Annotated in this window: 23 protein-coding genes; 14 read left to right on the top strand and 9 right to left on the bottom strand. The window is 70.0% G+C overall.

The window, feature by feature from the left end:
* Position 1: 1 nt before the first annotated feature.
* The 3 genes from O7608_RS10970 (at position 2) to O7608_RS10960 (ending at position 1,791) form a co-directional block, all read left to right on the top strand.
* Complete coding sequence (locus tag O7608_RS10970) at positions 2 to 853, top strand: ATP-grasp domain-containing protein (RefSeq protein WP_289209851.1); 852 nt, start codon at positions 2 to 4, stop codon at positions 851 to 853.
* 148 nt (positions 854 to 1,001) lie between these two features.
* Positions 1,002 to 1,214 carry a helix-hairpin-helix domain-containing protein gene (locus O7608_RS10965; RefSeq protein ID WP_289209850.1) on the top strand — a complete coding sequence of 71 codons (213 nt, stop codon included), beginning with the start codon at positions 1,002 to 1,004 and terminating at the stop codon, positions 1,212 to 1,214.
* Between the two features lie 16 nt (positions 1,215 to 1,230).
* The gene (locus tag O7608_RS10960) at positions 1,231 to 1,791 is read left to right on the top strand and encodes a GNAT family N-acetyltransferase (RefSeq protein ID WP_289209849.1); all 561 of its coding nucleotides are present in this window, start codon (positions 1,231 to 1,233) and stop codon (positions 1,789 to 1,791) included.
* Here O7608_RS10960 and O7608_RS10955 read toward each other — a convergent pair.
* A complete protein-coding gene (locus tag O7608_RS10955) occupies positions 1,776 to 2,201 on the bottom strand; it encodes a hypothetical protein (RefSeq protein WP_289209848.1) in 426 nt (141 codons plus the stop codon). The two genes, O7608_RS10960 and O7608_RS10955, sit on opposite strands and share 16 nt — an antisense overlap.
* A gap of 73 nt (positions 2,202 to 2,274) precedes the next feature.
* Here O7608_RS10955 and O7608_RS10950 point away from each other — a divergent pair, with 73 nt between their 5' ends.
* The 8 genes from O7608_RS10950 (at position 2,275) to katG (ending at position 9,221) form a co-directional block, all read left to right on the top strand.
* Entirely contained in the window at positions 2,275 to 2,949 is a 675-nt protein-coding gene (locus O7608_RS10950) for a nucleotidyltransferase domain-containing protein (RefSeq protein ID WP_289209847.1), read from the top strand.
* A 125-nt stretch (positions 2,950 to 3,074) separates the two neighbouring features.
* On the top strand, positions 3,075 to 3,482 hold the full coding sequence (locus O7608_RS10945; RefSeq protein ID WP_289209846.1) for a YciI family protein: 408 nt from the start codon (positions 3,075 to 3,077) through the stop codon (positions 3,480 to 3,482).
* Complete coding sequence (locus O7608_RS10940) at positions 3,479 to 4,624, top strand: RNA polymerase sigma factor (RefSeq protein WP_289209845.1); 1,146 nt, start codon at positions 3,479 to 3,481, stop codon at positions 4,622 to 4,624. The genes O7608_RS10945 and O7608_RS10940 overlap by 4 nt, the downstream gene beginning before the upstream one ends.
* Positions 4,625 to 4,687: 63 nt before the next feature.
* Positions 4,688 to 5,584 carry an ADP-ribosylglycohydrolase family protein gene (locus O7608_RS10935; protein ID WP_289209844.1) on the top strand — a complete coding sequence of 299 codons (897 nt, stop codon included), beginning with the start codon at positions 4,688 to 4,690 and terminating at the stop codon, positions 5,582 to 5,584.
* Between the two features lie 184 nt (positions 5,585 to 5,768).
* Positions 5,769 to 5,996: a hypothetical protein gene (locus O7608_RS10930; protein ID WP_289209843.1), complete on the top strand. Its 228-nt coding sequence runs from the start codon at positions 5,769 to 5,771 to the stop codon at positions 5,994 to 5,996.
* A gap of 4 nt (positions 5,997 to 6,000) precedes the next feature.
* Positions 6,001 to 6,411 carry a type II toxin-antitoxin system VapC family toxin gene (locus O7608_RS10925; protein ID WP_289209842.1) on the top strand — a complete coding sequence of 137 codons (411 nt, stop codon included), beginning with the start codon at positions 6,001 to 6,003 and terminating at the stop codon, positions 6,409 to 6,411.
* 84 nt (positions 6,412 to 6,495) lie between these two features.
* A complete protein-coding gene (locus O7608_RS10920; RefSeq protein WP_289209841.1) occupies positions 6,496 to 6,951 on the top strand; it encodes a Fur family transcriptional regulator in 456 nt (151 codons plus the stop codon).
* On the top strand, positions 6,948 to 9,221 hold the full coding sequence (katG, locus tag O7608_RS10915; RefSeq protein ID WP_289209840.1) for a catalase/peroxidase HPI: 2,274 nt from the start codon (positions 6,948 to 6,950) through the stop codon (positions 9,219 to 9,221). The genes O7608_RS10920 and katG overlap by 4 nt, the downstream gene beginning before the upstream one ends.
* Positions 9,222 to 9,296: 75 nt before the next feature.
* On the opposite strand, the gene O7608_RS10910 is transcribed toward katG, so the two are convergent.
* From O7608_RS10910 to O7608_RS10880, 7 genes are all read right to left on the bottom strand, one after another.
* Complete coding sequence (locus O7608_RS10910) at positions 9,297 to 11,003, bottom strand: FAD-binding oxidoreductase (protein WP_289209839.1); 1,707 nt, start codon at positions 11,001 to 11,003, stop codon at positions 9,297 to 9,299.
* A gap of 311 nt (positions 11,004 to 11,314) precedes the next feature.
* Positions 11,315 to 13,351: a beta-galactosidase gene (locus tag O7608_RS10905; protein ID WP_289209838.1), complete on the bottom strand. Its 2,037-nt coding sequence runs from the start codon at positions 13,349 to 13,351 to the stop codon at positions 11,315 to 11,317.
* The gene (locus O7608_RS10900; RefSeq protein WP_289209837.1) at positions 13,348 to 14,037 is read right to left on the bottom strand and encodes a DUF624 domain-containing protein; all 690 of its coding nucleotides are present in this window, start codon (positions 14,035 to 14,037) and stop codon (positions 13,348 to 13,350) included. The genes O7608_RS10905 and O7608_RS10900 overlap by 4 nt, the downstream gene beginning before the upstream one ends.
* The gene (locus tag O7608_RS10895) at positions 14,034 to 15,560 is read right to left on the bottom strand and encodes a GH39 family glycosyl hydrolase (protein ID WP_289209836.1); all 1,527 of its coding nucleotides are present in this window, start codon (positions 15,558 to 15,560) and stop codon (positions 14,034 to 14,036) included. Before O7608_RS10895 ends, O7608_RS10900 begins: the two co-directional genes overlap by 4 nt.
* Before the next feature lie 88 nt (positions 15,561 to 15,648).
* Positions 15,649 to 17,298, bottom strand: a complete 1,650-nt coding sequence (locus O7608_RS10890; RefSeq protein ID WP_289209835.1) for an ABC transporter substrate-binding protein — start codon at positions 17,296 to 17,298, stop codon at positions 15,649 to 15,651.
* A gap of 64 nt (positions 17,299 to 17,362) precedes the next feature.
* Complete coding sequence (locus O7608_RS10885) at positions 17,363 to 18,289, bottom strand: carbohydrate ABC transporter permease (RefSeq protein WP_289209834.1); 927 nt, start codon at positions 18,287 to 18,289, stop codon at positions 17,363 to 17,365.
* Entirely contained in the window at positions 18,286 to 19,284 is a 999-nt protein-coding gene (locus O7608_RS10880) for an ABC transporter permease (RefSeq protein WP_289209833.1), read from the bottom strand. The genes O7608_RS10885 and O7608_RS10880 overlap by 4 nt, the downstream gene beginning before the upstream one ends.
* Before the next feature lie 299 nt (positions 19,285 to 19,583).
* Between O7608_RS10880 and O7608_RS10875 the strand changes: the two genes are divergently transcribed.
* Both O7608_RS10875 and O7608_RS10870 read left to right on the top strand, forming a co-directional pair.
* The gene (locus tag O7608_RS10875; RefSeq protein WP_289209832.1) at positions 19,584 to 20,690 is read left to right on the top strand and encodes a LacI family DNA-binding transcriptional regulator; all 1,107 of its coding nucleotides are present in this window, start codon (positions 19,584 to 19,586) and stop codon (positions 20,688 to 20,690) included.
* A complete protein-coding gene (locus O7608_RS10870; protein WP_289209831.1) occupies positions 20,691 to 21,677 on the top strand; it encodes an acetylxylan esterase in 987 nt (328 codons plus the stop codon).
* Here O7608_RS10870 and O7608_RS10865 read toward each other — a convergent pair.
* A complete protein-coding gene (locus O7608_RS10865; protein ID WP_289209830.1) occupies positions 21,667 to 22,194 on the bottom strand; it encodes a hypothetical protein in 528 nt (175 codons plus the stop codon). The genes O7608_RS10870 and O7608_RS10865 overlap by 11 nt on opposite strands.
* A gap of 444 nt (positions 22,195 to 22,638) precedes the next feature.
* Here O7608_RS10865 and O7608_RS10860 point away from each other — a divergent pair, with 444 nt between their 5' ends.
* Complete coding sequence (locus O7608_RS10860) at positions 22,639 to 24,216, top strand: S8 family peptidase (RefSeq protein ID WP_289209829.1); 1,578 nt, start codon at positions 22,639 to 22,641, stop codon at positions 24,214 to 24,216.
* Positions 24,217 to 24,221 lie beyond the last annotated feature (5 nt).

Raw genomic sequence — 24,221 nt, 5'->3', positions numbered from 1 at the left:
CATGATCTTCCTCGTGCCCGGCGACCCGCTGCGGCCGACCCGCCCGGACGAGCACTTCGCGCCGGAGGCCCGAGCCGCCCGGGAAGCCGGCTACGCCGTCGCGGTGGTTGACCACGACAAGCTGGCCAGAGGCGATGACGCGGTACGGGCGGTGGCGTCGGTGGCCGGCGACGGCATGGCCATCTACCGAGGCTGGATGCTGGAGGCTGACCGGTACGCGCGGTTCGTCGACGCACTCGCCGCGCGAGGCGTGACGCTACGTACCACCGCCGAGCAGTACCGACAGGCCCACGAGTTCCCTGGTTGGTACCCCACGCTGGCGACGGTGACTCCGCGCTCGGCCTGGACTGTCGGCGCATCCCGAACAGACTTCGACCAGGCCCGACTCGCTCTCGGCAACGGCCCTGCCGTCATCCGCGACTACGTGAAGTCGATGAAGCACTACTGGAGCGAGGCCGCCTTCATCGCGAGCGTCGAGGACGGCGACGCCGTGTGGAGGGTCGCGAGCCGCTTCCGGCAACTACGGGACGACGACTTCGTCGGTGGATTCGTGCTGCGCGAGTTCGAGCAGTTCACGGCTGCGGAGGTACGGACCTGGTGGGTGCACGGTCGATGTGTCCTGGTCGGGCCGCATCCGGACACCCCACACGATCACCCGCCGGAAGGGATCGACCTCGGCTGGCTCGCCCCACTGATCGATGCTCTGGGTCTGCCGTTCGTGACGGCCGATCTGGCGCTGCGCGCCGACGGCGTGTGGCGGGTCATCGAGGTAGGCGACGGGCAGGTCAGCGACCGACCCGTCAGCATCGATCCAGCCATGCTCATCGCGGCAGCATTCGACGAGGCTCGGTGAGCTTGAGGCAGCCGCCCAGGAGCGCTACCGCCGAGCGACAGTCACATCGAGGTGAGGGCTATCCACCTCACAAGGCACAGATGACGTGGATAGCCCTCACCTCGATGCAGCGCGGCACCGGCGACGCAGGACGGACTACGGTGGGTCGATGAGCACTCGCCATCTGCCCGCCCAGGTCGGTGACCTGCCGCCGATCGGGCGGCCCGCCAACAGTGCCCTGCTCGCAGCCGGCGTCACCACCCTCGCCCAGGTCGCCACGTACCGCCGCGACGACCTGCTGGCCATGCACGGGATCGGCCCGAAGGCCGTCGGCATCCTGGCCACCGCGCTGGCCGAACGCGGCCTCGCTTTCGCCGACTGACCAGAGGAGATGCCGGATGACCTCGCCTGACGGTGTCCACCTACCGCGCCGCCAGCCCGCATCGGCCCTCGTACGAGAAGCGACGCTCGCCGATGTCGACCAGCTGACCGAGGTGCACACGCTGGCCCGCACCACCTACTACACGGCGGCAGGTGGGCTCGACCCGGCCGACCCGTCGCTGTCGTCGCCCGAGGCGTACGCCGAACGTCGTGCCGCCTGGGCCAACGCGGTGACCTCGCCGGAACGGTTCACCGTCGCCGCGGTCGCCGACAGCCGGGTCGTCGGCTGCGCCGCGATGGGACCTGCCCTCGCCGGTCATGTCGACCCGGCCCACGTCGGTCAGCTGTACCAGATCCACGTGCTCCCCGACTGCTGGGGCCGAGGAATCGGTGGGCTGCTGCACGACGCCTTCATCGGGTACCTGCGCCGGACCGGTCGGACCGGCGGGGTGCTGGAGGCGTGGGAACACAACGATCGGGGCCAGCGCTTCTACGCCGCTCGGGGCTGGCGGCCCGACGGCCACAGCCGCCCCGGCCCGGGCGACACCCGCTACCGCTACTTTCAGCTCACGCTGTGACGGTTGACGATGAACTCGGCCCAGTACTCCGGCGTCTCGTGGTAGACGATGTCGGAGCCGACGATCCACACCCGTGGTGAACGCTCCCCGGGTTCGGCCTCGGACCACTGCCGGTTGACCACCGCCACCGCCGCGTCCCGCGTCGACCCGTACCGGGAGACGATCAGGTCCGCGATCTCCTCGCAGAAGGCAAGAGCCTCCGCGTCACCGGCGCACGGGAACTCGCCGTGCGGATGCAACACCGAATCGTGCACCAGATATTCGTCGTCGAAGGTCTTGCCGTCGATCCAGGACCGCGCCGGACGGGCGCGGAGCCGATCGCCCAGGCCGGCCTCGGTCAGCCCGTACTCGCGCAGGAAACGGTCCAGATATGGCCGAGGGCCGACCGCCGCCCAGGACGAATCCACCATCGCCCCATCCTCGCCTGGTCGAGCAACACCGGGTCCGCCGGGGCACCACCTGGCCAGGAGTAACGTGCCGGGCGTGAGCGAGCTTGTCGAGCGGCACACCGTACTCGCCGTCGTCGTCGGATCCCGGGCGTACGGGCTGCACGGGCCGGACTCCGACTACGACCGGCGCGGCGTGTACGTGGCCCCGACCCGGGCGTTCTGGCAGCTGGACAAGCCGCCCACCCAGCTCGACGGGCCGGCGCCGGAGCAGTTCTCCTGGGAGTTCGAACGCTTCTGCACCCTGGCGCTGCAGGGCAATCCGACCGTCCTGGAGGTGCTCTGGTCCCCGCTGGTCGAGACGCTGCGCGAGGACGGCGAGCAGTTGGTGGCGGCCCGGCAGGCGTTCCTGTCGACGCGGCTCGCCCAGACGTACGGCGGCTACGCCCGCGACCAGCTCGACCGGGTGGCGGCCCGCCGGGACCGCACCGGCGAGACCAACCACAAGCAGGCAATGCACATGATCCGGCTGCTGACCGCCGGTGCGCACGTGCTGCGGACCGGGCAGGTCCTGGTCGACGTGGGACCGTTGCGGGACCGGCTGTTGGCGGTCCGGCGCGGCGAGCTGCCGTGGGCGGCGGTCACCGCGTGGGCAGCGGACCTGCTGGCCGAGCTCGACGACGCTGCGGCCGGCACCGCACTACCGGAACAACCCGACCGGGCCACCGTCGACCGGCTGCTCATCGCCGTACGGGAAAGGCACCTGCGGTGACCGGCGCGCGGGGTCGTTGAAGTTTCCCGGAGAAATTCCGCGCCGGCATGTCGAGAACCCGGGAGCGGCTCCGTCCCAGGTGCGAACACGGCCACAATGGGCCGTACCTCACCAAGGAGAACATGATGACCAAGTACCTGCTGCTCAAGCACTACCGGGGCGCGCCGGCGGCAGTCAACGACGTACCGATGGACAAGTGGGAGCCGGCGGAGGTCACGGCCCACATCCAGTACATGAATGACTTCGCCGCCCGGCTGGAGGGCACCGGCGAGTTCGTCGACGGTCAGGCGCTCTCCCCGGAGGGCACCTTCGTCCGCTACGACGGCGAAGGCCGGCCACCGGTCACCGACGGCCCGTTCGCCGAGACCAAGGACCTGATCGCCGGCTGGATGGTGATCGACGTGGAGAACTACGAGCGCGCGATCGAGCTGGCCGGCGAGCTGTCCGCAGCTCCCGGTGCCGGTGGCAAGCCGATCCACGAGTGGATCGAGGTGCGGCCGTTCTACGCCGAGCAGCCCACGGCCACCGAGTGAACGAGTCCCTGCTGCGGGAGCTGGTGCCCGCGGTGATCGGCGTCCTCGTCCGCCGCGGAGCCGACTTCGCGGCGGCCGAGGACGCCGTGCAGGACGCCCTGGTCGAGGCGGTACGCGGATGGCCCGACGACCCGCCGGGCGATCCCAAGGGCTGGCTGGTCACGGTGGCCTGGCGCAGGTTCCTCGACGCCGTCCGCGCCGACGCCTCCCGACGTCGACGGGAGGATCTGGTCGACGCCGAACCCGTGCCCGAGCAGAGCACGGCGGCGGACGACACGCTGGCGCTGTACTTCCTGTGCGCTCATCCGGCCCTGACCCCAGCCTCGGCGGTCGCGCTCACGCTGCGCGCGGTCGGCGGACTGACCACGCGGCAGATCGCGCAGGCCTACCTGGTGCCGGAGGCGACCATGGCCCAGCGGATCAGCAGGGCCAAACGGACCGTCACCGGCGTCCGGTTCGACCAGCCCGGTGACATCGCCACCGTGCTGCGCGTGCTCTACCTGGTCTTCAACGAGGGCTACTCCGGTGACGTGGACCTCGCCGCCGAGGCGATCCGGCTCACCCGCCAACTGGCAGGCATGATCGACAACACGGAGGTCGCCGGCCTGCTGGCGCTGATGCTGCTGCACCACGCCCGGCGTCCGGCCCGCACCGGTCCCGATGGTCGGCTCGTGCCGCTCGCCGAGCAGGACCGCAGCCGGTGGGACACCGCACTCATCACCGAGGGCGTCGACGTGCTCCAGTCCGCCCTCACCCGCGACCGGCTGGGCGAGTTCCAGGCCCAGGCTGCCATCGCCGCGCTGCACGCCGACGCGCAGACCGCTGAGGAGACCGACTGGGTGCAGATCGTCGAGTGGTACGACGAACTGGTACGCCTCACCGACAACCCGGTGGCACGACTCAACCGGGCCGTCGCGCTCGGCGAGGCCGACGGCGGCCGAGCCGGTCTGGCCGCCCTGGCAGAGCTCGACCCGGCCCTGCCCCGGTACGCCGCCGTCGCGGCACACCTGCACGAGCGCGACGGGGATCCGGCGACCGCGGCACGGCTGTACGCGCAGGCCGCCCGGTCAGCGCCCAACCTGCCCGAACGCGACCACCTCACGCGACAGGCCGCCCGGCTCAACGCGCAGCTGCGAAGTTGACGGTGACCCGCAGTGGCTCCGGCCTTCCCGACGGCCGCCGCAACTGGCAGAGTCTGCTGCGACATGACGATGCTCGACCTCTGCTATGACAGTCTTGACGGCCTTTCCGTCGGTGACGCCCTCGGCGCGCAGTTCTTCGTCCCCGGCACCAGCTCCGCCGCGCTACCTGGTGGTGACCCACCGGCCGGGCCGTGGCCGTGGACCGACGACACCGAGATGGCCTGCTCGATCGTCGCCGAGCTGCGCGAGCGCGACGGTATCGACCAGGACCGCCTGGCGGCCCGGTTCGCGGGGCACTTCGAGGCGTACCGTGGCTACGGTGCCGGCGCGGTGGTCCTGCTACGCCAGATCCGGCAGGGCGTCGCCTGGCGGGACGCGGCAGGTGCGGCGTTCGACGGCCAGGGGTCGATGGGCAACGGTGCGGCGATGCGGGTCGCCCCACTCGGCGCCTTCCACGCGGGCGACAACCGTACCGCCGCTCTGCAGGCCTGGCGGTCGGCGGAGGTCACCCACGCCCACCCCGAGGCGATCCTGGGTGCGGTCGCGGTCGCCGTCGCGGCGGCGGAAGCCGGCTGGTCCCGGCTGACCCGGTCCCGGCCCGAGCCGGCCGAGCTGCTCGACGTGGTGCTGGGCCATCTAATCGACGGCCGGCTGATGTCCGGCATCGTCCGGGCCAGGCAGCTGCTGGGGGTCGGCGTCGCCGAGGCGGCGTACGAGTTGGGCAACGGCTCGCAGGTGCTGGCCTTCGACACCGTCCCGTTCGCACTGTGGGTCGCCGCGACCCGGCTCGACGACTACCCGGCGGCGATCCACGCCTGTGTCGAGGCCGGCGGCGACGTCGACACGACCGCGGCGATCGTCGGCGGCGTCGTGGCCGCGTACACCTGCTCCGGACCGGGCGGGATCCCGGCGCGGTGGCTGGCCCGCCGCGAGCCACTCCCCGACCGCGTACGCCGGTGATGGGCCTGCCTGTCACACGGCGAGCAGCGGATCCGGCCGCCGCAGCAGGCGGCGCAACGTACAGGGCATTCGGTTACGCCAAGTCGGCTACGACGTTCCTCCGGTCCGGCGACCTCGCCCATCGCAGGCAGAGACTCCCGTCTGGTAAGAGACGCCCGGCCTTCACGGGCGTAAACTCGTCGACATGAGCGTGACCCTGGACCTGCCCGATGACGCGCTGCAACGGCTGACTGCCGAGGCGACGCGGCGGGGTGTCGCGCTGGCTGACGTGGTGGCGGATCTCGCGACGCGTCTGCTTCCAGCCGATCAGCCCTCCCGCCGACGTATCGCCTTTGTCGGCTCGGGTGCCTCCACGTCCGGCATCACCAGCCGAATGGATCAACTACTCGACGAGGGGTTCGGTCGAGACTGACATCGTGCTCATCGTCGACACCGGCGTCATCGTCGCGGCCGCAGACCGCAACGACCCGCACCACGAGTCAAGTGCGCAACTCCTGGAGACCGCAGCGGGCCCGCTGGTCACCTCGCCGATGATCGTCGCCGAAGCCGCATATCTCATCACCCGCGAACTCGGCCCAACCGCTGAGCAGTCGCTCTACACAGCGATCATCGAGGGTGACCTTCGGGTTGAGACCCTGACGCGCACGGACTGGATACGGATCCGCGAACTGGTCGACCGATACCGCGATCTTCCACTCGGCGGCACCGACGCCAGCGTCATCGCGCTAGCCGAACGCTTCGCAGTCAGGCAGGTCGCGACCCTGGACCGTCGTCACTTCACCGTTGTCAGACCGGCCCACACCCCGGTGTTCACTCTACTGCCCTGACCTGCGGGTTTACCGGTCGCCGCAGGTCGACGGCACCCCGTACCGAAACTTGAATGATTCCAGAAAACGGCCTATCGTGGCCCGGTGACATCCGACCTCGAGGCGCAGCTGAGGGCGGCCTCGTTGCGGGTGACCCGACCGAGGCTGGCGGTCCTCGCCGCGCTGCACGACCACCCGCACGTCGACACCGACACGGTGATCGACCTGGTGCACGCCGATCATCCGACCGTGTCCCACCAGGCGGTCTACGATGTGCTGCGGGTCCTCACCGACGCCGGTCTGGTACGCCGTATCCAGCCCGCCGGCGCGACCGCCCGCTACGAACGGCGGGTCGGGGACAACCACCACCACCTCGTCTGCCGCTCCTGCGGCGCGATCACCGACGTCGACTGCGCCGTCGGCTCCGCCCCCTGTCTCACCGCCTCCGACGACCACGGCTTCGTGGTCGACGAGGCGGAGGTCGTCTACTGGGGCACCTGCCCCGGTTGCACGACCGAAAGCGCTCCCTCGTCATCGACCAATCCGGAAGGGAACAGATGAGCGACATGCAGGACAACGCTCCCACCAGCGCCCAGGGTGTGGAAAAGATGTCGGCGGCCGGCTGCCCGGTCGCCCACGACTCGGTCACCTCGCACGGCAGCGAGAGCGAGAACCCGGCGATCGACTCGCCGACGCCGAAGACCGGCGGTCGGCCGCGGACCAACCGGGACTGGTGGCCCAACCAGCTCGACCTGTCGGTGCTGCACGCCCACTCCCCCAAGGGCAACCCGCTCGGCCCGGACTTCAGCTACGCCGCCGAGTTCACCAAGCTCGACGTCGAGGCCCTCAAGCGGGACATCGTCGAGGTGCTGACCACCTCGCAGGACTGGTGGCCGGCCGACTTCGGCCACTACGGCGGCCTGATGATCCGGCTGAGCTGGCACGCCGCCGGCACGTACCGGATCGAGGACGGCCGTGGCGGCGCCGGCGACGGTGGGCAGCGTTTCGCCCCGCTCAACAGCTGGCCGGACAACGCGAACCTGGACAAGGCCCGCCGACTGCTCTGGCCGGTCAAGGCCAAGTACGGCCAGAAGATCTCCTGGGCCGACCTGCTGGTGCTCGCCGGCAACGTGGCCCTGGAGTCGATGGGCTTCAAGACCTTCGGCTTCGGCTTCGGCCGGGAGGACGTGTGGGAGCCGGAGGAGATCTTCTGGGGTCCGGAGGACACCTGGCTCGGCGACGCCCGTTACCTCTCCGAGAAGGAGATGTCCACCGGGGTCGGTGCCACCGAGATGGGTCTGATCTACGTCAACCCGGAGGGTCCGCGCGGCAACGCCGACCCCCTCGCCGCAGCGCACTTCATCCGGGAGACGTTCGCCCGGATGGCGATGAACGACGAGGAGACCGTCGCGCTGATCGCCGGCGGCCACACCTTCGGCAAGACCCACGGTGCCGGCAACGCCGACCAGCACGTCGGCCCGGAGCCGGAGGGCGCACCGCTGGAGGCTCAGGGCCTGGGCTGGCTGAGCACGTACGGCAGCGGCAAGGGCGGTGACACGATCACCAGTGGTCTGGAGGTCACCTGGACCGACAAGCCGACGCAGTGGAGCAACCGCTTCTTCGAGATCCTCTTCGGGTACGAGTGGGAGCTGACCACCAGCCCGGCCGGCGCCAAGCAGTGGGTGGCCAAGGACGCCGAGGCGATCATTCCGGACGCGCACGACCCGGCGAAGAAGCACAAGCCGACGATGCTCACCACCGACCTGTCGCTGCGCTTCGACCCGGCGTACGAGAAGATCTCCCGCCGGTTCCTGGCCAACCCGGACGAGTTCGCGCTGGCCTTCGCCAAGGCCTGGTACAAGCTGCTGCACCGCGACATGGGTCCGGTCGCCCGCTTCCTCGGGCCGTGGGTTCCCGAGGCGCAGCTGTGGCAGGACCCGGTGCCGGCCGTCGACCACGAGCTGGTCGGCGACGCCGACGTCACCGCCCTCAAGGCGAAGGTCCTCGACTCCGGTCTCAGCGTCGACCAGCTGGTGAGCACCGCCTGGGCGTCGGCGGCGAGCTTCCGCTCCACCGACAAGCGTGGCGGCGCCAACGGTGCCCGCATTCGACTGGAGCCGCAGCGCAACTGGGAGGTCAACCAGCCGGAGCAGCTCGCCACGGTGCTGAGCACCCTGGAAGGCATCCAGCAGGAGTTCAACGCGGCCGGCGGGGCGAAGATCTCGCTTGCCGACCTGATCGTGCTGGCCGGTTCGGCCGCCGTGGAGAAGGCGGCCCGCGACGCCGGTGTCGAGGTGACCGTACCGTTCCGCCCGGGTCGCACCGACGCCAGCCAGGAGCAGACCGACGTCGAGTCGTTCGCGGTGATGGAGCCGCGCGCCGACGGGTTCCGCAACTACCTGCGTCCGGGTGAGAAGACCCAGCCGGAGGTGCTGCTGGTCGACCGGGCGTACATGCTCAGCCTGTCCGCGCCGGAGATGACCGTGCTCGTCGGCGGTCTGCGTGCGCTCGGGGCGAACGTCGGCGGTGCCCGCCACGGCGTGCTCACCGACCGGCCCGGCGTGCTCACCAACGACTTCTTCACCAACCTGCTCTCCCCGGGCACCCGGTGGAAGGCGTCGGCCGACGAGCACGTGTACGAGATCCACGACCTGGCCACCGACGAGGTGAAGTGGACCGCGACCGCGGTCGACCTGATCTTCGGCTCGAACTCGCAGCTGCGGGCCCTCTCCGAGGTGTACGCCAGCAGCGACGCCCGGGAGAAGTTCGTCACCGACTTCGTCGCCGCCTGGGTCAAGGTCATGGAGCTGGACCGCTTCGACCTGGCCTGATCCCGCGCATCCGACAGTCGTCGCCCCGCCGACCGGGTCACCGGTCGGCGGGGCGACGGCCGTTGCGACGTCGGTTCACCGGGGACACCAGCGGTTGGCGTAGCCGTCGACGGAACCACAGGAGCCGATGCCCTGCGGATAGGTGAAGAAGTCGGTCGGGTCGTACTTGCGCTTGACCTCGACCAGCCGCTGGTAGTTGTCGCCGTAGTAGGCCCGCCGCCAGTCGGCCAGGTCCGGGTCCGGAAAGTTCTGGTACGCACCCTGCGGCGGCTGCCCGACGAGCAGCGCGTCGTACAGCGCGGTCAACCAGCTGACGCTGGCCACCTCGGTCGCCGGCGGGTCGTCGTCGGCCCAGCTGGCCTCGGCGGCCATGATGAACAGGGCGTCGCGGTGCACGAACGCGGTCGCGGCCGGCGGTACGTCGTTGATCCGCCCGCCCATGCAGAACAGCGCCACCCCGGCGCCGTCAGGGTTACGGCTGCCCGGCCACTGCCGCAGCCCGGCCACCAGGGTCGCCAACCGGGCATCGTCCAGCGGGGCGCGTAGCACCGCCGACTTGACCGCGAACTGCTGCACCGGGGTGGTCGCCGACAGCAGCTCCGCCGCCTGGGCCGGGGTGACCTGACGGATGCTGGCCCGGTTGGCGGTGCGTTCGGCCGCGGTGCCGATCGCCAACGCCGGGGCGAGGATCGCGGCCAGTTCGTCGGCGTACCCGTAGAACTGGCCGAGCGCGTCGGCGAAGACCTGGCGGTTGCCGTCCGCGTCGAGGGTCACCCCGGCGCCGATCCGGCAGTCGAAGCGCCGGTCGGCGACCCGGGCTGCGGCGACGTGCTGCATCGCCGCCAACGCCGCCGCCATGCTGTCGGCGCCCCAGCGCAGCTGGAAGTACGCGACCTCGCCCTGCAACCGCACGTACCGGAAGGTGAAGGCGGTGTTGACGCCGAAGTTGTTGCCGGCCCCGCCCCGGCAGGCCCAGAACAGGTCCGGTTCGGTGTTCTCGTCACAGGTCGTCGTCGTGCCGTCGGCCAGCACCACGGCCGTGGCCGCCAGCCGGTCACAGGTCAGCCCGAACATCTTGTCGCTGAACCCGATGCCGCCGCCGAGGACCAGCCCGGCCACCCCGACCGTCGGGCAGCGGCCGGCCGGTACGAAGATGCCCTGCCGTTGCAGCAGTGGACGCAGATCGGCGTTGACGACGCCGGCCGCCACGGTCAGCAGTCCGGCGTCCGGGGTGACCTCGACCGGGCCGTACCGCTGCGGTGGTGCCGGCGCCGGGTTCGGTGCCACGGCGATGTCGCGCAGTCGGCTCGCCACCAGCAGCAGGCCGGGGGTGGTCGAGTAGCCGGCGTAGTTGTGGCCGAGGCTCGACCGGGGCACCAGCGGCATGCCGACGTCGCGGGCCCAGTTGACGGCCACCGCGACGTCGTCCGGGGTGCCGGCGGCCAGGATCGCCGCCGGTCGGACGTTGGCGTACCGGTGGTTGAACGGGATGCTCAGCGCCTCGTAGCTCGCCCCGCCCCGCCGGTAGAGGGTCGCGGCCGGCGACAGCCGCCGCTGCAGCGCGTCCCACTGCGCCTCCGGTAGGTCTGGCAACGGCCGGTCACCGGGGCGGACCCCGATGTCCGGGTCCTGCGGCCGGACCTGCGACGGTTGGTCCGACGGGGCCGGCAGCGGTGCACCCGACGGGGTCGGTACGGCCCCGGCGGGCCGCCCGAGCAGCCCGACCGTCGGGACCAGACCCGCCACCGCTCCGGCCCGTAACGCCGTCCGTCTGCTCACCATCGTCTGCTCCCCCGCTGGCATCATCCGGCCTGTGCGGTCCCTGCCGCCCCGGCCACCGCACCGACCCTGCCACCGGTCAGCTGTCCCGCCCGCCCCGCAGACCACACGTCACCCGTCCGGCGTACGCCGATCACAGCGCTCATGATCCACAGCGCTTCGGCTGACCGGGCCTCGGCGTGTCGGTTCGAAAGGGCGATGTGGATCATCCAGTCGCGGGGTCGTCGCGGCGGGTGGAGGGTGGTGCACCCTAGCTGGCGCGGTAGGGTGCACCACCTTCCACCCACCGCGACGGCGGGACCCGCTCCGACCAGTCAGTTCTCCTCGCGCAGCACCAGTACGCCGTACCGGTCCAGGTGCAGCGGTGCGCCGGCGGCGACCCGGTCCCCGGTCAACAGGTCGACCCCGGCCGCGCAGGCCGACAGCTCGACCGGTTCCTCGCCGTGGTTGAGCAGGAACCGGATCCGGGCACCGTCCGGGGTGACCCGCACCGTGGACTCCAGCTGCGGCACCTCGGCGTACGGGCCGAGCAGCCCGTGCCGGTCGAGGATCCGGCGGACCACCCAGGACACCCCGGCCTGGTCGAGCCCGGTGGCCACGTACCAGCCTTCGCCGGCGCCGAACCGGTTGCGGGTGACCGCCGGGGTGCCGGCGTAGAAATCGGCCTGATAGGTGCCGACCACCTCGGCCCCCTGCGGGACGACCAACTCGAACAGCAGGGTGGCGGCAGCCACGATCGGCTCCGCGCCGTCCACCGTCAACGCCACCGGGTTGACCACGTCGGCGTCGCGGGCGTCCCACTCGTCGATCCGGATTCCCATCAGCGGTGCCAGCGGCCCCGGCACGTCGGCCAGGAACGCCTGGTCGTTTTCGTCGACCCGCCCGGACAGGTAGGTTCCCAGCACGGTGCCACCCTGCTGGGCCACCTCCGCCAGGCGGGCCGCGAGATCGTCTCTGACCATGTGCAGGGCCGGCGCGAGCACCACGTCGTAGCCGGTCAGGTCGGCGGTGACCGGGACGACGTCGACGTCGATCCCGGCGTCCCACAGCGCCCGGTGGTAGGCGAGCATCACCTGCTGGTAGCGGACCAGCCGGGACGGGCCGTCGGAGATCTCCAACGCCCACCAGCTGTCCCAGTCGAACAGGATCGCCACCTGGGCGGGGGTGCGGGCACCGAGGGTCGCCCCACCGAGCCGGTCCAGCTCGGCGCCGAGCGCGGCCACCTCGGTGAAGACCCGGGTGTCGGCGCGGCCGGCGTGGCCGATCACCGCGCCGTGGTACTTCTCGCTGGCGCCCCGGCCGGCCCGCAGCTGAAAGTAGAGGACCGCGTCGGCACCGTGCGCCACCGCCTGCCAGCTCCACAGCCGCAGAATGCCGGGGCGTTTCAGCGGGTTGACGTCGCGGCAGGCGGTGACGCTCGGCGTCTGCTCCATCAGCCAGAACGGCTGGCCGCCCTTGAGCCCGCGCATCAGGTCGTGGGTGAGCGCCATCCGGGCCGCCGACCGGTCGTCGGGCGGATAGTTGTCCCAGGACACGAAGTCCAGGTGCTCGGCCCACCGGTGGTAGTCGATCGGCCGGTACATGCCCATGAAGTTGGTGGTCACCGGGACGTCGGGGCTGGCCTCGCGGATCGCCGCCTTCTCGTCGACGAAGTTGGCCAGCATCGCGTCCGACATGAACCGCAGGTAGTCGAGGGTGATGCCCTGGAAGGCGGTGTGGTCGGGTCCGCGCCAGTGTTCGGTCAACGCCGACGGCGGCTCGATCTGGCCCCATTCGGTGAAGGTGTGCGACCAGAAAGTGGTGTACCAGGCGGCGTTGAGCGCGTCGAGGCTGCCGTAGCGCTCGCGCAGCCAGAGCCGGAAGTTGGCGGCGCACAGTTCGCAGTAGCAGGCGCCGCCGTACTCGTTGTTGACGTGCCAGGCGACCAGGCCCGGGGTCCGCGCGTAGCGTTGCGCGACGCGGCGGGCCAGCTCGGTGGAGAGCCGGCGGTACGTCGGCGAGCACGGGCAGGAGTTGTGTCGTTGGCCGAACCGGTGCCGGCGACCGGAGAAGTCGACGCGGGTCACGTCGGGGTGCGCGCGGGCCATCCAGGCAGGGTGGGCGGCGGTGCCGGTGGCCAGGCAGATCTGCCGGCCTTCGGCGACCGCCCGCTCGACGATGCGGTCGAAGCGGGAGAAGTCATACACCCCGGGTCCGGGCTGGTTGAGCCCCCAGACGAAGACCCCGATGGTGACGGTGTCGATCCGGGCGGCGTCGAACAGCCGGTAGTCGTCCTTCCAGACGTCCTCGGGCCACTGTTCCGGGTTGTAGTCGCCGCCGTACGGGAGCTTCGCGACGTCGGGCAGCGTCACCGGACGAACTCCTTCTCGATCGCCGTGGTCATCGGTCGGCTGGTGCGCAGCAGCAGCAGGGTCAGCACCGAACCGGCCAGCGCCAGCACCGCCTCCGAGGTGTACGCGGTGATTCCGGCCGCCACCACCGTCAGCGCCAGCACCCCGAGGGAGGTGCTCGGCGTACGGGTCAGGAAGTGGGCGGCGAGCCGGGCCACGTCCCGGGTGCGGAACGCGAACAGCGAGGTGATCACCAGGGCGGTACCGCCCCACACCGTCGCGGCCAGCGCGATCAGCACCAGCAGCACCGCCCACCAGGTCGGTACGCCGGCCGCGTCGAAGTAGGCCAGGTTGACCGCGACGACGGTCAGTCCGCCCAGCAGCGGCAGCCAGAGCCGCAGTGTCGCGCCGAGGTTGGTGCGGTAGCCGCGCCAGAAGTCGGCGGCCGGGTTCAGGTCGGTGATGTCCGGACGGTGCTGGGCGAGGGCGTACAGGGCGGCGGACAGTGCCGGGCCGAGCGGCACCGCGCAGAGCGCGTACAGCGGGATGTTGCTGGGGTCGCGGGCCAGCAGCAGCGCCGGCACCAGTCCGGGCGCGACAGCCGCGAGCAGCAGCAGCTCGACGACGATCAGCCGGTAGACGATGGCGGCGACCCGCGACAGCGGGCCGGTGCCGAACTGCCGCTGCGCGGCGACGAGGTCGTTCATGCCGGGCCGTTCCCGCCGAGCAGCCGCCGGTCGTCGCACCAGGGCGGGGTCTGGTCGACCACCGGGGTGATCTCGACCAGGGTGACCTCGTGCCGGGCGAGGGTCAGGTCGACGTCGGCCCGGCCGGCGACGACCGGCAGCGCGCGGTGGCTGCGGGCCGGTTCGGCGGCGGTACGCAGCGCGTCGAGCTGCGCCGGCCGGGGTGAGCGGGGGCGGCCCATCTCGCACCAGGCCCGCCAGGCGTTGCCGGCCTCGTCGCTGACCGACGCGCGCAGCAGAAACGCCGAGCCGGCCGACGCGGCGACCGGCACCGACAGCTGCACGGTGTGCCGCTGCGGCGAGCCCTCCAGGTCGGTGACTTCGACCGGCGCCCAGGCCAGCACGGTGACCCGGCCGTCGGTGTCGTCGCGGGTGACCAGGTGGTCGGTGCCCCGGGCGAGCACCTGACGGCCCATCCGGGCCAGGAAGGCGTACAGGTGGTAGGTGGGTTTTCTGATCTGTCGGTGGGTGAGCAGCCCGAAGCCGCCGTGGAAGATCGCGGCCGGGATGCCGACCTCCTCGAAGACGTCGCTGAACGTCCAGTAGGAGAACGAGTCGACCAGGTCACCGCCGGCGGCCACGACCGGGGCCAGGTACGCGGCGTGGAAGGCGGTGTCGTGGATCGGGTTGTCCGGCCGGTAGGAGGAGTTGAACTCGGTGATGTGCACCGGCAGGTCGGCCAGGGCGGTGCCGGCGAGGTGCTTGCGCGGGCTGGCGAACTGCTCCAGCAGGTGGTCGGCGGGCATCAGCGTCTGGTGGGTACCGAACGGCACGTGCTGGGCCGGCCCGGAGGTGTACGCGTGTCGGCTGACGAAGTCGACCGGCACCTCGCGGTCGGTGACGTACTCGGCGAACGGCACCAGCCACTCGTCGGCACCGGGCGAGATTGCCGGTCCGCCGACCTGCAGGCCGGCGTCGACGTCCTTGACGGCGTGCGCGGTCACCTCGTACAGCCGGTGGTAGGCGGCCTGGTCGGCACCGGCCCAGAAGATGTCCAGGTTGGGTTCGTTCCACACTTCGATCGGCCAGGTGCGGACCTGCTCCAGGCCGTACCGGTCGACGAGGTTGCCGATGGTGGCCCGGACCAGGTCGGCCCATTCGGTCTCGGAGCGGGGCGGGGTGACGTTGCCGCGCCACCAGAAGACGGTCTGCTCGCCGGAGGCGAGCGCTTCGGGCATGAAACCGAGCTCGATGAAGGGGGCGATGCCGAGGTCGAGGTAGGTGTCGACGATCTGGTCGGCGTAGGTGAACGAGTGGTGCACGCCGCGCCGGCCGGCGTGTTCGTACGGGCGGTGGATGCCGACGCCGTCGCTGAGCAGCCCGTGGCCGCGGATGTGGCGGAAGCCGATCTCCCGTTGCACCAGGGCGAGGGACTCCTGGTAGTCGCGGCGCAGCGCCAGCTCCAGCCGGCCGGTGCCGACGCAGGCGCGCCAGGCGTCCGGCAGCGGGCCGCTGCTCTGCTCGGGTACGACGGTCCGGGGCATCCGTACTCCTGTTTCACGTGCTGGTGCCGGGTGCCGGTCGCGTCCTCGCTTCGGACGCGACCGGCACCGGCGGGGGCGGTACGGGTGGTCAGCCGTGTTCTTCCTTGTACCGCTGGTACGCACCGTTGACGAGGTCGATGAACTGCTGGGCGTTCTTGCCCTCGACCTCGGCGACGTAGGCGTCCCATTCGGACAGGTCCCGCTGGCCGAGGATGAACTGCAGGGTCTGCTGCTGGACGTAGTCCTTCAGCGGGGTCTCCCAGAGGGTGGCCTGCTCGCGCTCCTCCTCGCTGAACGGCCGTGGCGGGGACACCGGCAGGGTCTCCTTCTGTCCCATCGCCTCCTGGAACGTCAGCTCCTCCTCGGAGAAGGTGGACTGCAGCAGGTCGGTGGTGCCGCCGTAGGCGAAGACGCCGTTGCTGAAGCCGAAGTCCTTCTGCAGGTGCTTGCTTCCGTCGGGGTTGAGCCCGATGAAGTCGATGTCGGCGTCGAGGACCCGCTTGCCGTCGGCGTCGGTGGTGTAGGTGACGCCTTCGATGCCCCACTTGGCGAATTCCTGGCCCTCGTCGGAGTACCAGAGCCAGTCGATGAACTGCATCATCGCGACGAAGTTCTCGCTCTTGCGCGCCTCGCTGGAGATCATGATGCCGTTCTCCAGCCGGGACCCGGCCTTCACCGAGCCGACGTCACTGTCCGGCCGGGTGATCTTGGAGATGGTGGCGTTCGGGTTGTTCTGCGCCAGCGCCGGCCGGTAGTCGTTGACCAGGGTCTGCGCGTTGGTGCTGATGACGAACGACTTTCCGGTGGCGAGCTTCTGGATCGCGGTGTCGTCGTCCTGGGTCACGCTCTCCGGGTCGAGCAGCCCCTCGTCGACCAGCGAGTGCAGGAACTCCACCATCTCCTTGTACTCCGGCATGGTGCCGGTGAAGACGAACTCCTGGGCCTCCCGGTCGAAGCTGGCGTTCTGGTAGCCCCAGCCACCCATCGTGTCGTAGCCGTACGACGGGCCGATGATGTTCTGCAGCGCACCGAGCGGGGTGGGGATGCTCCACCGCTCCGACATCGGGTACACGTCCGGATAGGCGGTCTTCATCGCCCGCAGCATGTCCCGGAACTCGTCCCAGGTGGTCGGCTCCTCGAGGCCGAGTTCGGCGAGGATGTCGGTACGCACGGCGATGGTGTAGTCGGTCCAGACGTCCTCGTGCAGGCCGGGCAGCAGGTAGTACTTGCCGTCCTGCTGGCGCAGCGAGTCGATGTCACCCTGCAGGTTCCACTTGGCGACCTTGTCCTGGAAGTGCGGCATCAGCTCGACGTAGTCGCTGACCGGCAGGATCGCGCCGCTGGAGACGTACGCCGACTCCTGGCCGGGGTAGGTCTTCGGGATGATGAACGGTGCGTCGCCGGCGCCGATCAGCAGGCCACGCTTCTGCTCGTAGTCGCTCAACGGCACCTCGACCGTTTCGAGCGACACGTTGGTCCGCTTGGCCAGCTCCTCCCAGAACATCCACTCCTTGTCGATCTGGTAATTGGGGTGGTTGTTGTAGAGCAGGGAGAAGTTCAGTGCCTCGGTGGCAGTGAACTGGTCACCGACGCCGTAGCTCTCCATGGCGCCGACCCTGTTGCCGTCCAGGTCCTCGGCATCGGGCTCCTCGTCGCTGCCGCAGGCGGCGACGCTGAGCGAGAGGGCGAGCAGCCCGGCGGCGACCGCTGCGTAGCGGCGCCGGGATCGTGTGAACATCGGACTTCCTTTCGGTGCGTGGGGAAAGGCATTCAGGTGAATGGGGCGATCCTGTCCCGCAGCGCTATCCCTTGACGGCGCCGAGCATGATGCCGGACACGAAGTAGCGCTGGATGAAGGGGTACACCATGATGATCGGAAGAACGGTCAGGATGATGGTGACGGACTGGATGTTCGCGGCGGCCTGCGCGAGGCTGTCGCTGCTGCTTCCGGTGGAGGTGGCGGTGGTGGCCCCGGCGATCAGGTTGCGCAGGTAGACGGTCACCGGGAACAGTTCGGAGCGGTCCATGTAGAGGAACGCGGAGAACCACGAGTTCCAGAACGAGACCGCGTAGAAGAGCACCATCGTGGCGATGATCGCCTTCGACAGCGGGATGACGATGCGCCAGAGGATGCCGTACGTGTTGAGCCCGTCGACGGCGGCGGCCTCCTCCAACTCGGTCGGCAGACTTTCGAAGAACGCCTTCATCACCAGCAGGTTGAACACGTTGATCGCGTTGGGCAGCACGATCGCCCAGAGACTGTTCTTCAGTCCGAGACTGGTGATCAGTACGTAGTTGGGGATCAGCCCGCCGGAGAAGAACATGGTGAACACGGCGATGCCGACGAGCACACCCCGGCCCTTGAGGTCCTTCTTCGACAGCACGTACGCGTAGCAGGTGGTCAGCACGATCGAGATGACGGTGGCGACCACGGTGTAGACGATGGTGTTGCGGTAGTTGGTCCAGAACATCGAGTCGGACATCACCAGCCGGTAGGTGTCCAGGTTGAACCCGCGCGGGATGATGCTGACCTGGCCTGAGCGGATGTAGCCCTCCTCGCTGAGCGAGCGGGCGACGATGTTGGCGAACGGGTAGAGCGTGACGATCACGACGGCGGTCAGGACGACCGTGTTGACGATCCGGAAGATCCGGTAGCCACGGGTGTCGTCGGGGCCGCGGGGTCGACGCCGGGTCGGCGGGAACAGCTTGCGCGAGGTGTCGACGGTCACCACAGGCTCGTCCCTACTGCGCGGCGGGCGATCAGGTTGGCCGACAGCACCAGGGTCAGCCCGATCAGGGCCTCGAACAGACCGATGGCGGCGGCGTAGCTGAAGTTGCTGGAGACCACACCCATCCGGTAGAGGTACGTCGATATGACGTCGGCGGTCGGGTAGGTCAGCGGGTTGTACAGCAGCAGGATCTTCTCGAACCCGACCGCCATGAAGGTGCCGATGTTCAGGATCAGCAGCGTGATCATGGTGGGCCGGATACCGGGCAGGGTGACGTGCCAGGTCTGCCGCCACCGGTTCGCGCCGTCGATCCGGGCGGCCTCGTAGAGGTCCTCGTCGATGGTGGTGAGCGCGGCGAGGTAGAGGATCGTTCCCCAGCCGACGGTCTGCCACACCTCGGACGAGACGTAGATGGTGCGGAACCAGCCCGGCTGCTGCAGGAACGGGATCGCCTCGCCGCCGAGCGACCGGATCATCGTGTTGACCGTGCCGTCGATCGACAGGATCTGCATCACCATCGCCGCGACGATCACGATCGACAGGAAGTGCGGCAGGTACGACACCGACTGGACGAAGCGCTTCCACCGCCGGGCCCGCACCTCGTTGAGCAGCAGCGCCAGGACGATCGGCAGCGGGAAGACAATGACCAGGGTGAGTGTGCCGAGAATGAGGGTATTGGTGAAGACCTGCCAGAAGGTCGGGTCGGCGAGGAACATCCGTACGTAGCGCAGGCCGACCCAGTACTCGCCGAAGACGCTGCCGCCGGGCTGGAACCGACGGAAGGCGATGACGTTGCCGAGCATCGGCAGGTAACGGAAGATCAGGAAGAACAACAACGGCAGGACGATCAACGAGTAGAGCTGCCAGTCCCGCCGCAGCGCGCGTCGCCAGGTACGTGACCGGGGTCGGCTCCGCCCCCGTCGGGGCAGGTCGTCGACGGGCGGCAGGGGCACCTGCGCCTGCGGGGACGCATCGACCGCGCTGGGTGTACTCATCCCAGTCGCCACCCCTCATGTCCAGTGCGCGTCGGACAGTCTCCCGGCAGCAGGAGACACCCCGACGCGACACGAAACTCGAAACTTTCGGAAATAGGCGCGTTACCTTGCGGGGAACCTAGATTCCCCGGCATCGTTGTGTCAAGAGTCGCCGAACCGGACCTTCAACTGCATAGAGTGTGTGCCTGGTCGTCCGGGAGGTCTCATCGTCGCACGCGCACCACGCCTTCGGGCCGGCGGAACCGGGTCCACCAGCAGAATGAGCTCCGGAAGTTTCGGTAACTTTTCGTGAGGTACGCATGACAGAGGCACCACCGGCCACCCCGCCGCCACCAGCCGGCCCACCAACCCGGGCATCGCACGACGCCGGCGGACAGCCGTCGCCGGCCACCATCGCCACCATCGCCGACGAGGTCGGCGTCTCGGTCACCACCGTATCCAAGGTCCTCAATGGTAAATCCGACGTCGCGCCACAGACCAGGGCCCGGGTCGAGGCAAGTCTCGATCGACACCAGTACCGGCGGCGGGCCCGTCGCCCACCGATCCGTACCGATCAGCTCGACCTGGTCTTCCACCAGTTCGACTCACTCTGGGCAATGGAGATCATCAAAGCGGTCGAAACAGTGGCCAGCGCCGCCGGAATCGGCCTGCACCTGAGCCAACTCGGCGGCCGGCACACGCCGCCGGACCAGTGGCTCGATGCGACCCTGGCGCGTCGGCCACTCGGGGTGCTCTTCGTGCTCTGTCACCTCAGCGAACGACATCGGGACCTGTTGGCCCGCCAGCTGATCCCGTTCGTGGTGATCGACACCGACAGCGCGACCTCGGCCTCGGTACCGACGGTCGGCTCGAACAACTGGAACGGTGGACTCATCGCCACCCGGCACCTGCTGCAACTGGGCCACCGGCGGATCGCGATCATCTCCGGTCCCAGCGACGTGCTGTGCGCACAGGCCCGTACCGCCGGATTCCGGTCGGCCCACGACGAAGCCGGCCTGCCGGTCCCGGCCGACCTGATCCGGCACGGCGACTTCTACGTGGACGCCGGCTTCGCACACGGCATGGCGCTGCTGGACCGGCCGGACCGGCCGACCGCCATCTTCGCCGGCTCGGACATGCAGGCGCTGGGAGTGCTGCGGGCCGCCCGGCAACTCGGTCTGGACGTGCCCGGCGACCTGTCCGTGATCGGCTACGACAACGTGCCGGTGGCTGCCTGGACGGTCCCCGCCCTGACCACGGTCCATCAACCGCTGCGCGACATGGCCGGCACCGCCGCCCAGATGCTGCTCGACCTGGCCCGTGGCGCCGAGTTGTCGACCAGCCGGATCGACCTGGTCACCGAGCTGGTGATCCGGGAGAGCACCGCCCCGCCCGCCCCCGCCCGAGCTGTCCGTCAAGGAGGATGAATGCCCCAGTTCGACCTGCCGTTGGAACAACTGCAGTCCTATGCCCCGTCGCTGCCGGAACCAGACGACTTCGACACCTTCTGGAAGTCCACTCTCGATGAGGTGGCCGCGCACGAGATCCTGGTCGACGTCCGACCCGAGCCGACCGACCTGCGGTTGTTCGACACCTGGCAGGTGACCTTCACCGGGTTCGGCGGCGACCCGGTCCACGCCTGGTACACCCGCCCAGCCGGGGTCGACACCGCGCTGCCGGCGGTCGTGGAGTACCTCGGCTACGGGCGTGGGCGGGGCCTGCCGCACGAGCGGCTCACCTGGCCCGCCGCCGGCTACGCCCACCTGCTGATGGACTCCCGCGGCCAGGGTGACCAGTACGGCAACGGCGGCGACACCCCCGACCCGCACCCGGCCGCCGCCGGTGGGCCGGGTCCGGTGACCCGGGGCATCACCGACCCGTCCCGGTACTACTACCGACGGTTGATCACCGACGCCGTGCGCGCCGTCGCGGCGGTCCGGGCGCTGCCCGGCGTCGACGCGACCCGGGTGACCGCCGCCGGCAACAGCCAGGGCGGTGGGCTGGCCCTTGCCGTCGCCGGCCTGGTCGACGACCTGGCCGCACTGGTCAGCACCGCGCCGTTCGGCTGCCACTGGCAGCGGGCGATCGAGATCACCGACAACGAGCCGTACGGTGACGTGGCCCGCTACCTGGCCGTACACCGCAACGCCGAGTCCAGCGTACGCCGGACCCTGTCCTACTTCGACGGAGTGACGTTCGCCCGGCGGGCATCGGCACCGGCGCACTTCGGTGTCGGGCTACGCGACACGGTCTGCCCGCCGAGCACCGTCTTCGCCGCGTACAACCACTACGGCGACAAGCTGACGGAGCCACCACGGCGGGAGATCCACGTCTACCCGTTCAACGGCCATGAGGGCGGTGAGGCCGAACAGGTCCGTCGGCAGCTGCGCTGGCTGCGTGCCCTCATCGGCTGACCGGCCTCGCGATGGCTGCGCCCCGCGGCCGGCCTCGCCCGAGCAGCCAGGTACCGGCGGCCGCGAGCCCGACGCCGACGACGAGGAGCAGCGACCCGGCGGAACGCACGCCGGCCGAATGAGCGATCCAGCGGTCGCCGAAGGGGGCCATCCTGGTGGCAGTGATCTGGTCCGGATCGGTACGCCCGTCCGGTGCCGCGAAGGTGATACGCGTGCGTTGGCGCTGCACGGGCGGCCGGTCCCGCTGATCCGGGTTGGCGACGATCCACGGCAGGGTCGCCCGGCGGGCCGATTCGTCGTTCGCCGCTGCCTGCTCGGGGCTCTCGCCGAAGCAGTGCCAGGCGCTGCCGCCCTTGGCCACGCGCTGCTCGTTGCATTCGATCCGGGTGAACGTCTCGGTCTGCGCCCCGAACGCACCGACACCCAACCCGCCGGTGCCGGCGCCGAGCACGGTGAGACCGATCGCCGCGAACAGTAGGCCGGCGGCCAGGCAGCCGACGCCACGCCAGTGACCCACCTTCACGATCCCTTGTAGTTGGCCGGATGCTTGCCCGGCCGATGGTAGGACGTCGCCGCCACGGCGGTTTCCGGATCTACGGGTAGGTGCCGAGAATTACGTCGAGAGCCGCCGGCGGAACGGCATCGAGCGAGCGGTTCCGCCGCATTTCCGGCAGTTAATGCATAACGGCTGGCCTCCACTGCCAGCCGGCAAACGAAACGCCGCGCGGGAAATGACTCCTTCTGGCACTATCCACCACATATTCACCCCGCTGGACATCGAAGTCACGCTGAGATAATCTGCGATCACTCAGAGACGTACATCGAAGTCTCACACCGCGTCCCGTTCTCCCTCAGCAGTTCCGGCCAGGCGACCTGATCGCCTGGCCCGTCCCTGCCTTCGGTTGGCACAACCGCAGCACAGGTCGGTCGGCGTCGCCGACACCTCGAGAAGGGAATGCACATGCGTGGATCCCGTTCGCCCTGGCTCAGCCGGGCCGCCAGACACAGCGCGGTGGCCGCAGCGGCCGCCATGCTGATCTCGGCAGCACCGTCACCCGCTTTCGCCGCCACCGGCGAGATCCTCGGGGCGGACCGCCAGGACGCCATCGCGGGCAGCTACATCGTGGTGTTCAAGGACAGTGTCCCGGCCGACAGCCGGACGCACGGCACCGATGTGGCGTGGCGGTACGGGGCGAAGATCCGGCACGTCTACTCGCACGCCCTGCACGGCTTCGCCGCGACGATGAGCGAATCCGCCGCGCGGCGGCTGGCGGCCAGACCGGACGTCGCCTACGTCGAGCAGGACGGCCTGGTCCAGGTGACCGACACCCAGCCCAGCCCGCCGTCCTGGGGCCTGGACCGCATCGACCAGCGCGATCTGCCGCTGAACAACAGCTACACCTACCCGACGACGGCGCCGGCCGTACGTGCGTACGTCCTCGACACCGGCATCCGCACCACCCACACCACCTTCGGCGGCCGCGCCTCGTGGGGCACCAACACCACCGGCGACGGCAACAACTCCGACTGTCACGGCCACGGCACTCACGTCGCGGGTACGATCGGCGGTTCCCAGTACGGCGTGGCCAAGGCGGTCTCGCTGATCGCCGTCAAGGTGCTCAACTGCGCCGGATCGGGTTCCTTCGCCGGAATCGCCGCCGGAATCGACTGGGTCACCGCCCACCACGGTCCGGGAGCGCCCGCCGTCGCCAACATGAGCCTGGGTGGGCGCGGCACGAGCGCCGTCGTGGAGGATGCGGTCCGCAACTCGATCGCCGACGGCATCGTGTACGCGATCGCCTCCGGCAACAGCAACGCCGACGCCTGTGGCTTCACCCCGGCCCGGGTCGCCGAGGCGATCACCGTCAACGCGAGCACCCGCACCGATGCCCGCGCGTCCTTCTCCAACTGGGGTACCTGCACCGACGTCTTCGCCCCGGGCGACGGGATCACCTCGGCCTGGGCCAGCAGCGACACCGCCACCAACACCATCAGCGGCACCTCGATGGCCGCCCCGCACGTCGCGGGCGCTGCTGCCCTGATCCTCGCCGACAACCCGGCCCTGACCCCGGCGCAGGTGGCGAGGGTACTGCTCGGTGCCGCCACCCCGAACAAGATCACCAACCCGGGTACCGGGTCGCCGAACCTGCTGCTGTTCGTCGCCCAGGGTCCACCGCCGCCGGCGTCGGTACTCTACCGCTTCTGGAACGGCCGCGACCACATCAGCAGCACCGCCACCTCGATCGCCGGGTACCAGCGGGAGGGCCCGCTGGGTTCGGTCCGTACCAGCCCGGAGGCCGGCACCCGCCCGCTCTACCAGTGCCTCGTCTCCGGCTGGGACTACATGACGTCGCTCGACTCGAACTGTGAAGGGCAGCGGGTCGTCGGTCTGATCGGGTACGCGTACACCGCGCCGCCGGCCGGGTCGTATCTCACGGTACGCCGGTGCCGGATGTCCAGTGGGGACCACTTCGACTCCACCACCAGCAACTGCGAGGGGCAGATCGTCGAGGGTCTGCTCGGTTACCTGACCAGCTGATCCCA

Origin of the sequence: Solwaraspora sp. WMMA2056 (genome assembly GCF_030345095.1) — a bacterium.
GTDB lineage: Bacteria > Actinomycetota > Actinomycetes > Mycobacteriales > Micromonosporaceae > Micromonospora_E.
Note: the sequence above shows the minus strand (reverse complement) of the source record. Positions and strands in the feature narration are given on the sequence as shown.

Bases quoted from the DNA above. Each gene is read 5' to 3' on its own strand.
- O7608_RS10970 (WP_289209851.1), top strand. From the start codon at position 2: ATGATCTTCCTCGTGCCCGGCGACCCGCTGCGGCCGACCCGCCCGGAC.
- O7608_RS10965 (WP_289209850.1), top strand. From the start codon at position 1,002: ATGAGCACTCGCCATCTGCCCGCCCAGGTCGGTGACCTGCCGCCGATC.
- O7608_RS10960 (WP_289209849.1), top strand. From the start codon at position 1,231: ATGACCTCGCCTGACGGTGTCCACCTACCGCGCCGCCAGCCCGCATCG.
- O7608_RS10955 (WP_289209848.1), bottom strand. From the start codon at position 2,201: ATGGTGGATTCGTCCTGGGCGGCGGTCGGCCCTCGGCCATATCTGGAC.
- O7608_RS10945 (WP_289209846.1), top strand. From the start codon at position 3,075: ATGACCAAGTACCTGCTGCTCAAGCACTACCGGGGCGCGCCGGCGGCA.
- O7608_RS10935 (WP_289209844.1), top strand. From the start codon at position 4,688: ATGACGATGCTCGACCTCTGCTATGACAGTCTTGACGGCCTTTCCGTC.
- O7608_RS10930 (WP_289209843.1), top strand. From the start codon at position 5,769: ATGAGCGTGACCCTGGACCTGCCCGATGACGCGCTGCAACGGCTGACT.
- katG (WP_289209840.1), top strand. From the start codon at position 6,948: ATGAGCGACATGCAGGACAACGCTCCCACCAGCGCCCAGGGTGTGGAA.
- O7608_RS10910 (WP_289209839.1), bottom strand. From the start codon at position 11,003: ATGGTGAGCAGACGGACGGCGTTACGGGCCGGAGCGGTGGCGGGTCTG.
- O7608_RS10900 (WP_289209837.1), bottom strand. From the start codon at position 14,037: ATGAACGACCTCGTCGCCGCGCAGCGGCAGTTCGGCACCGGCCCGCTG.
- O7608_RS10895 (WP_289209836.1), bottom strand. From the start codon at position 15,560: ATGCCCCGGACCGTCGTACCCGAGCAGAGCAGCGGCCCGCTGCCGGAC.
- O7608_RS10890 (WP_289209835.1), bottom strand. From the start codon at position 17,298: ATGTTCACACGATCCCGGCGCCGCTACGCAGCGGTCGCCGCCGGGCTG.
- O7608_RS10880 (WP_289209833.1), bottom strand. From the start codon at position 19,284: ATGAGTACACCCAGCGCGGTCGATGCGTCCCCGCAGGCGCAGGTGCCC.
- O7608_RS10875 (WP_289209832.1), top strand. From the start codon at position 19,584: ATGACAGAGGCACCACCGGCCACCCCGCCGCCACCAGCCGGCCCACCA.
- O7608_RS10870 (WP_289209831.1), top strand. From the start codon at position 20,691: ATGCCCCAGTTCGACCTGCCGTTGGAACAACTGCAGTCCTATGCCCCG.
- O7608_RS10860 (WP_289209829.1), top strand. From the start codon at position 22,639: ATGCGTGGATCCCGTTCGCCCTGGCTCAGCCGGGCCGCCAGACACAGC.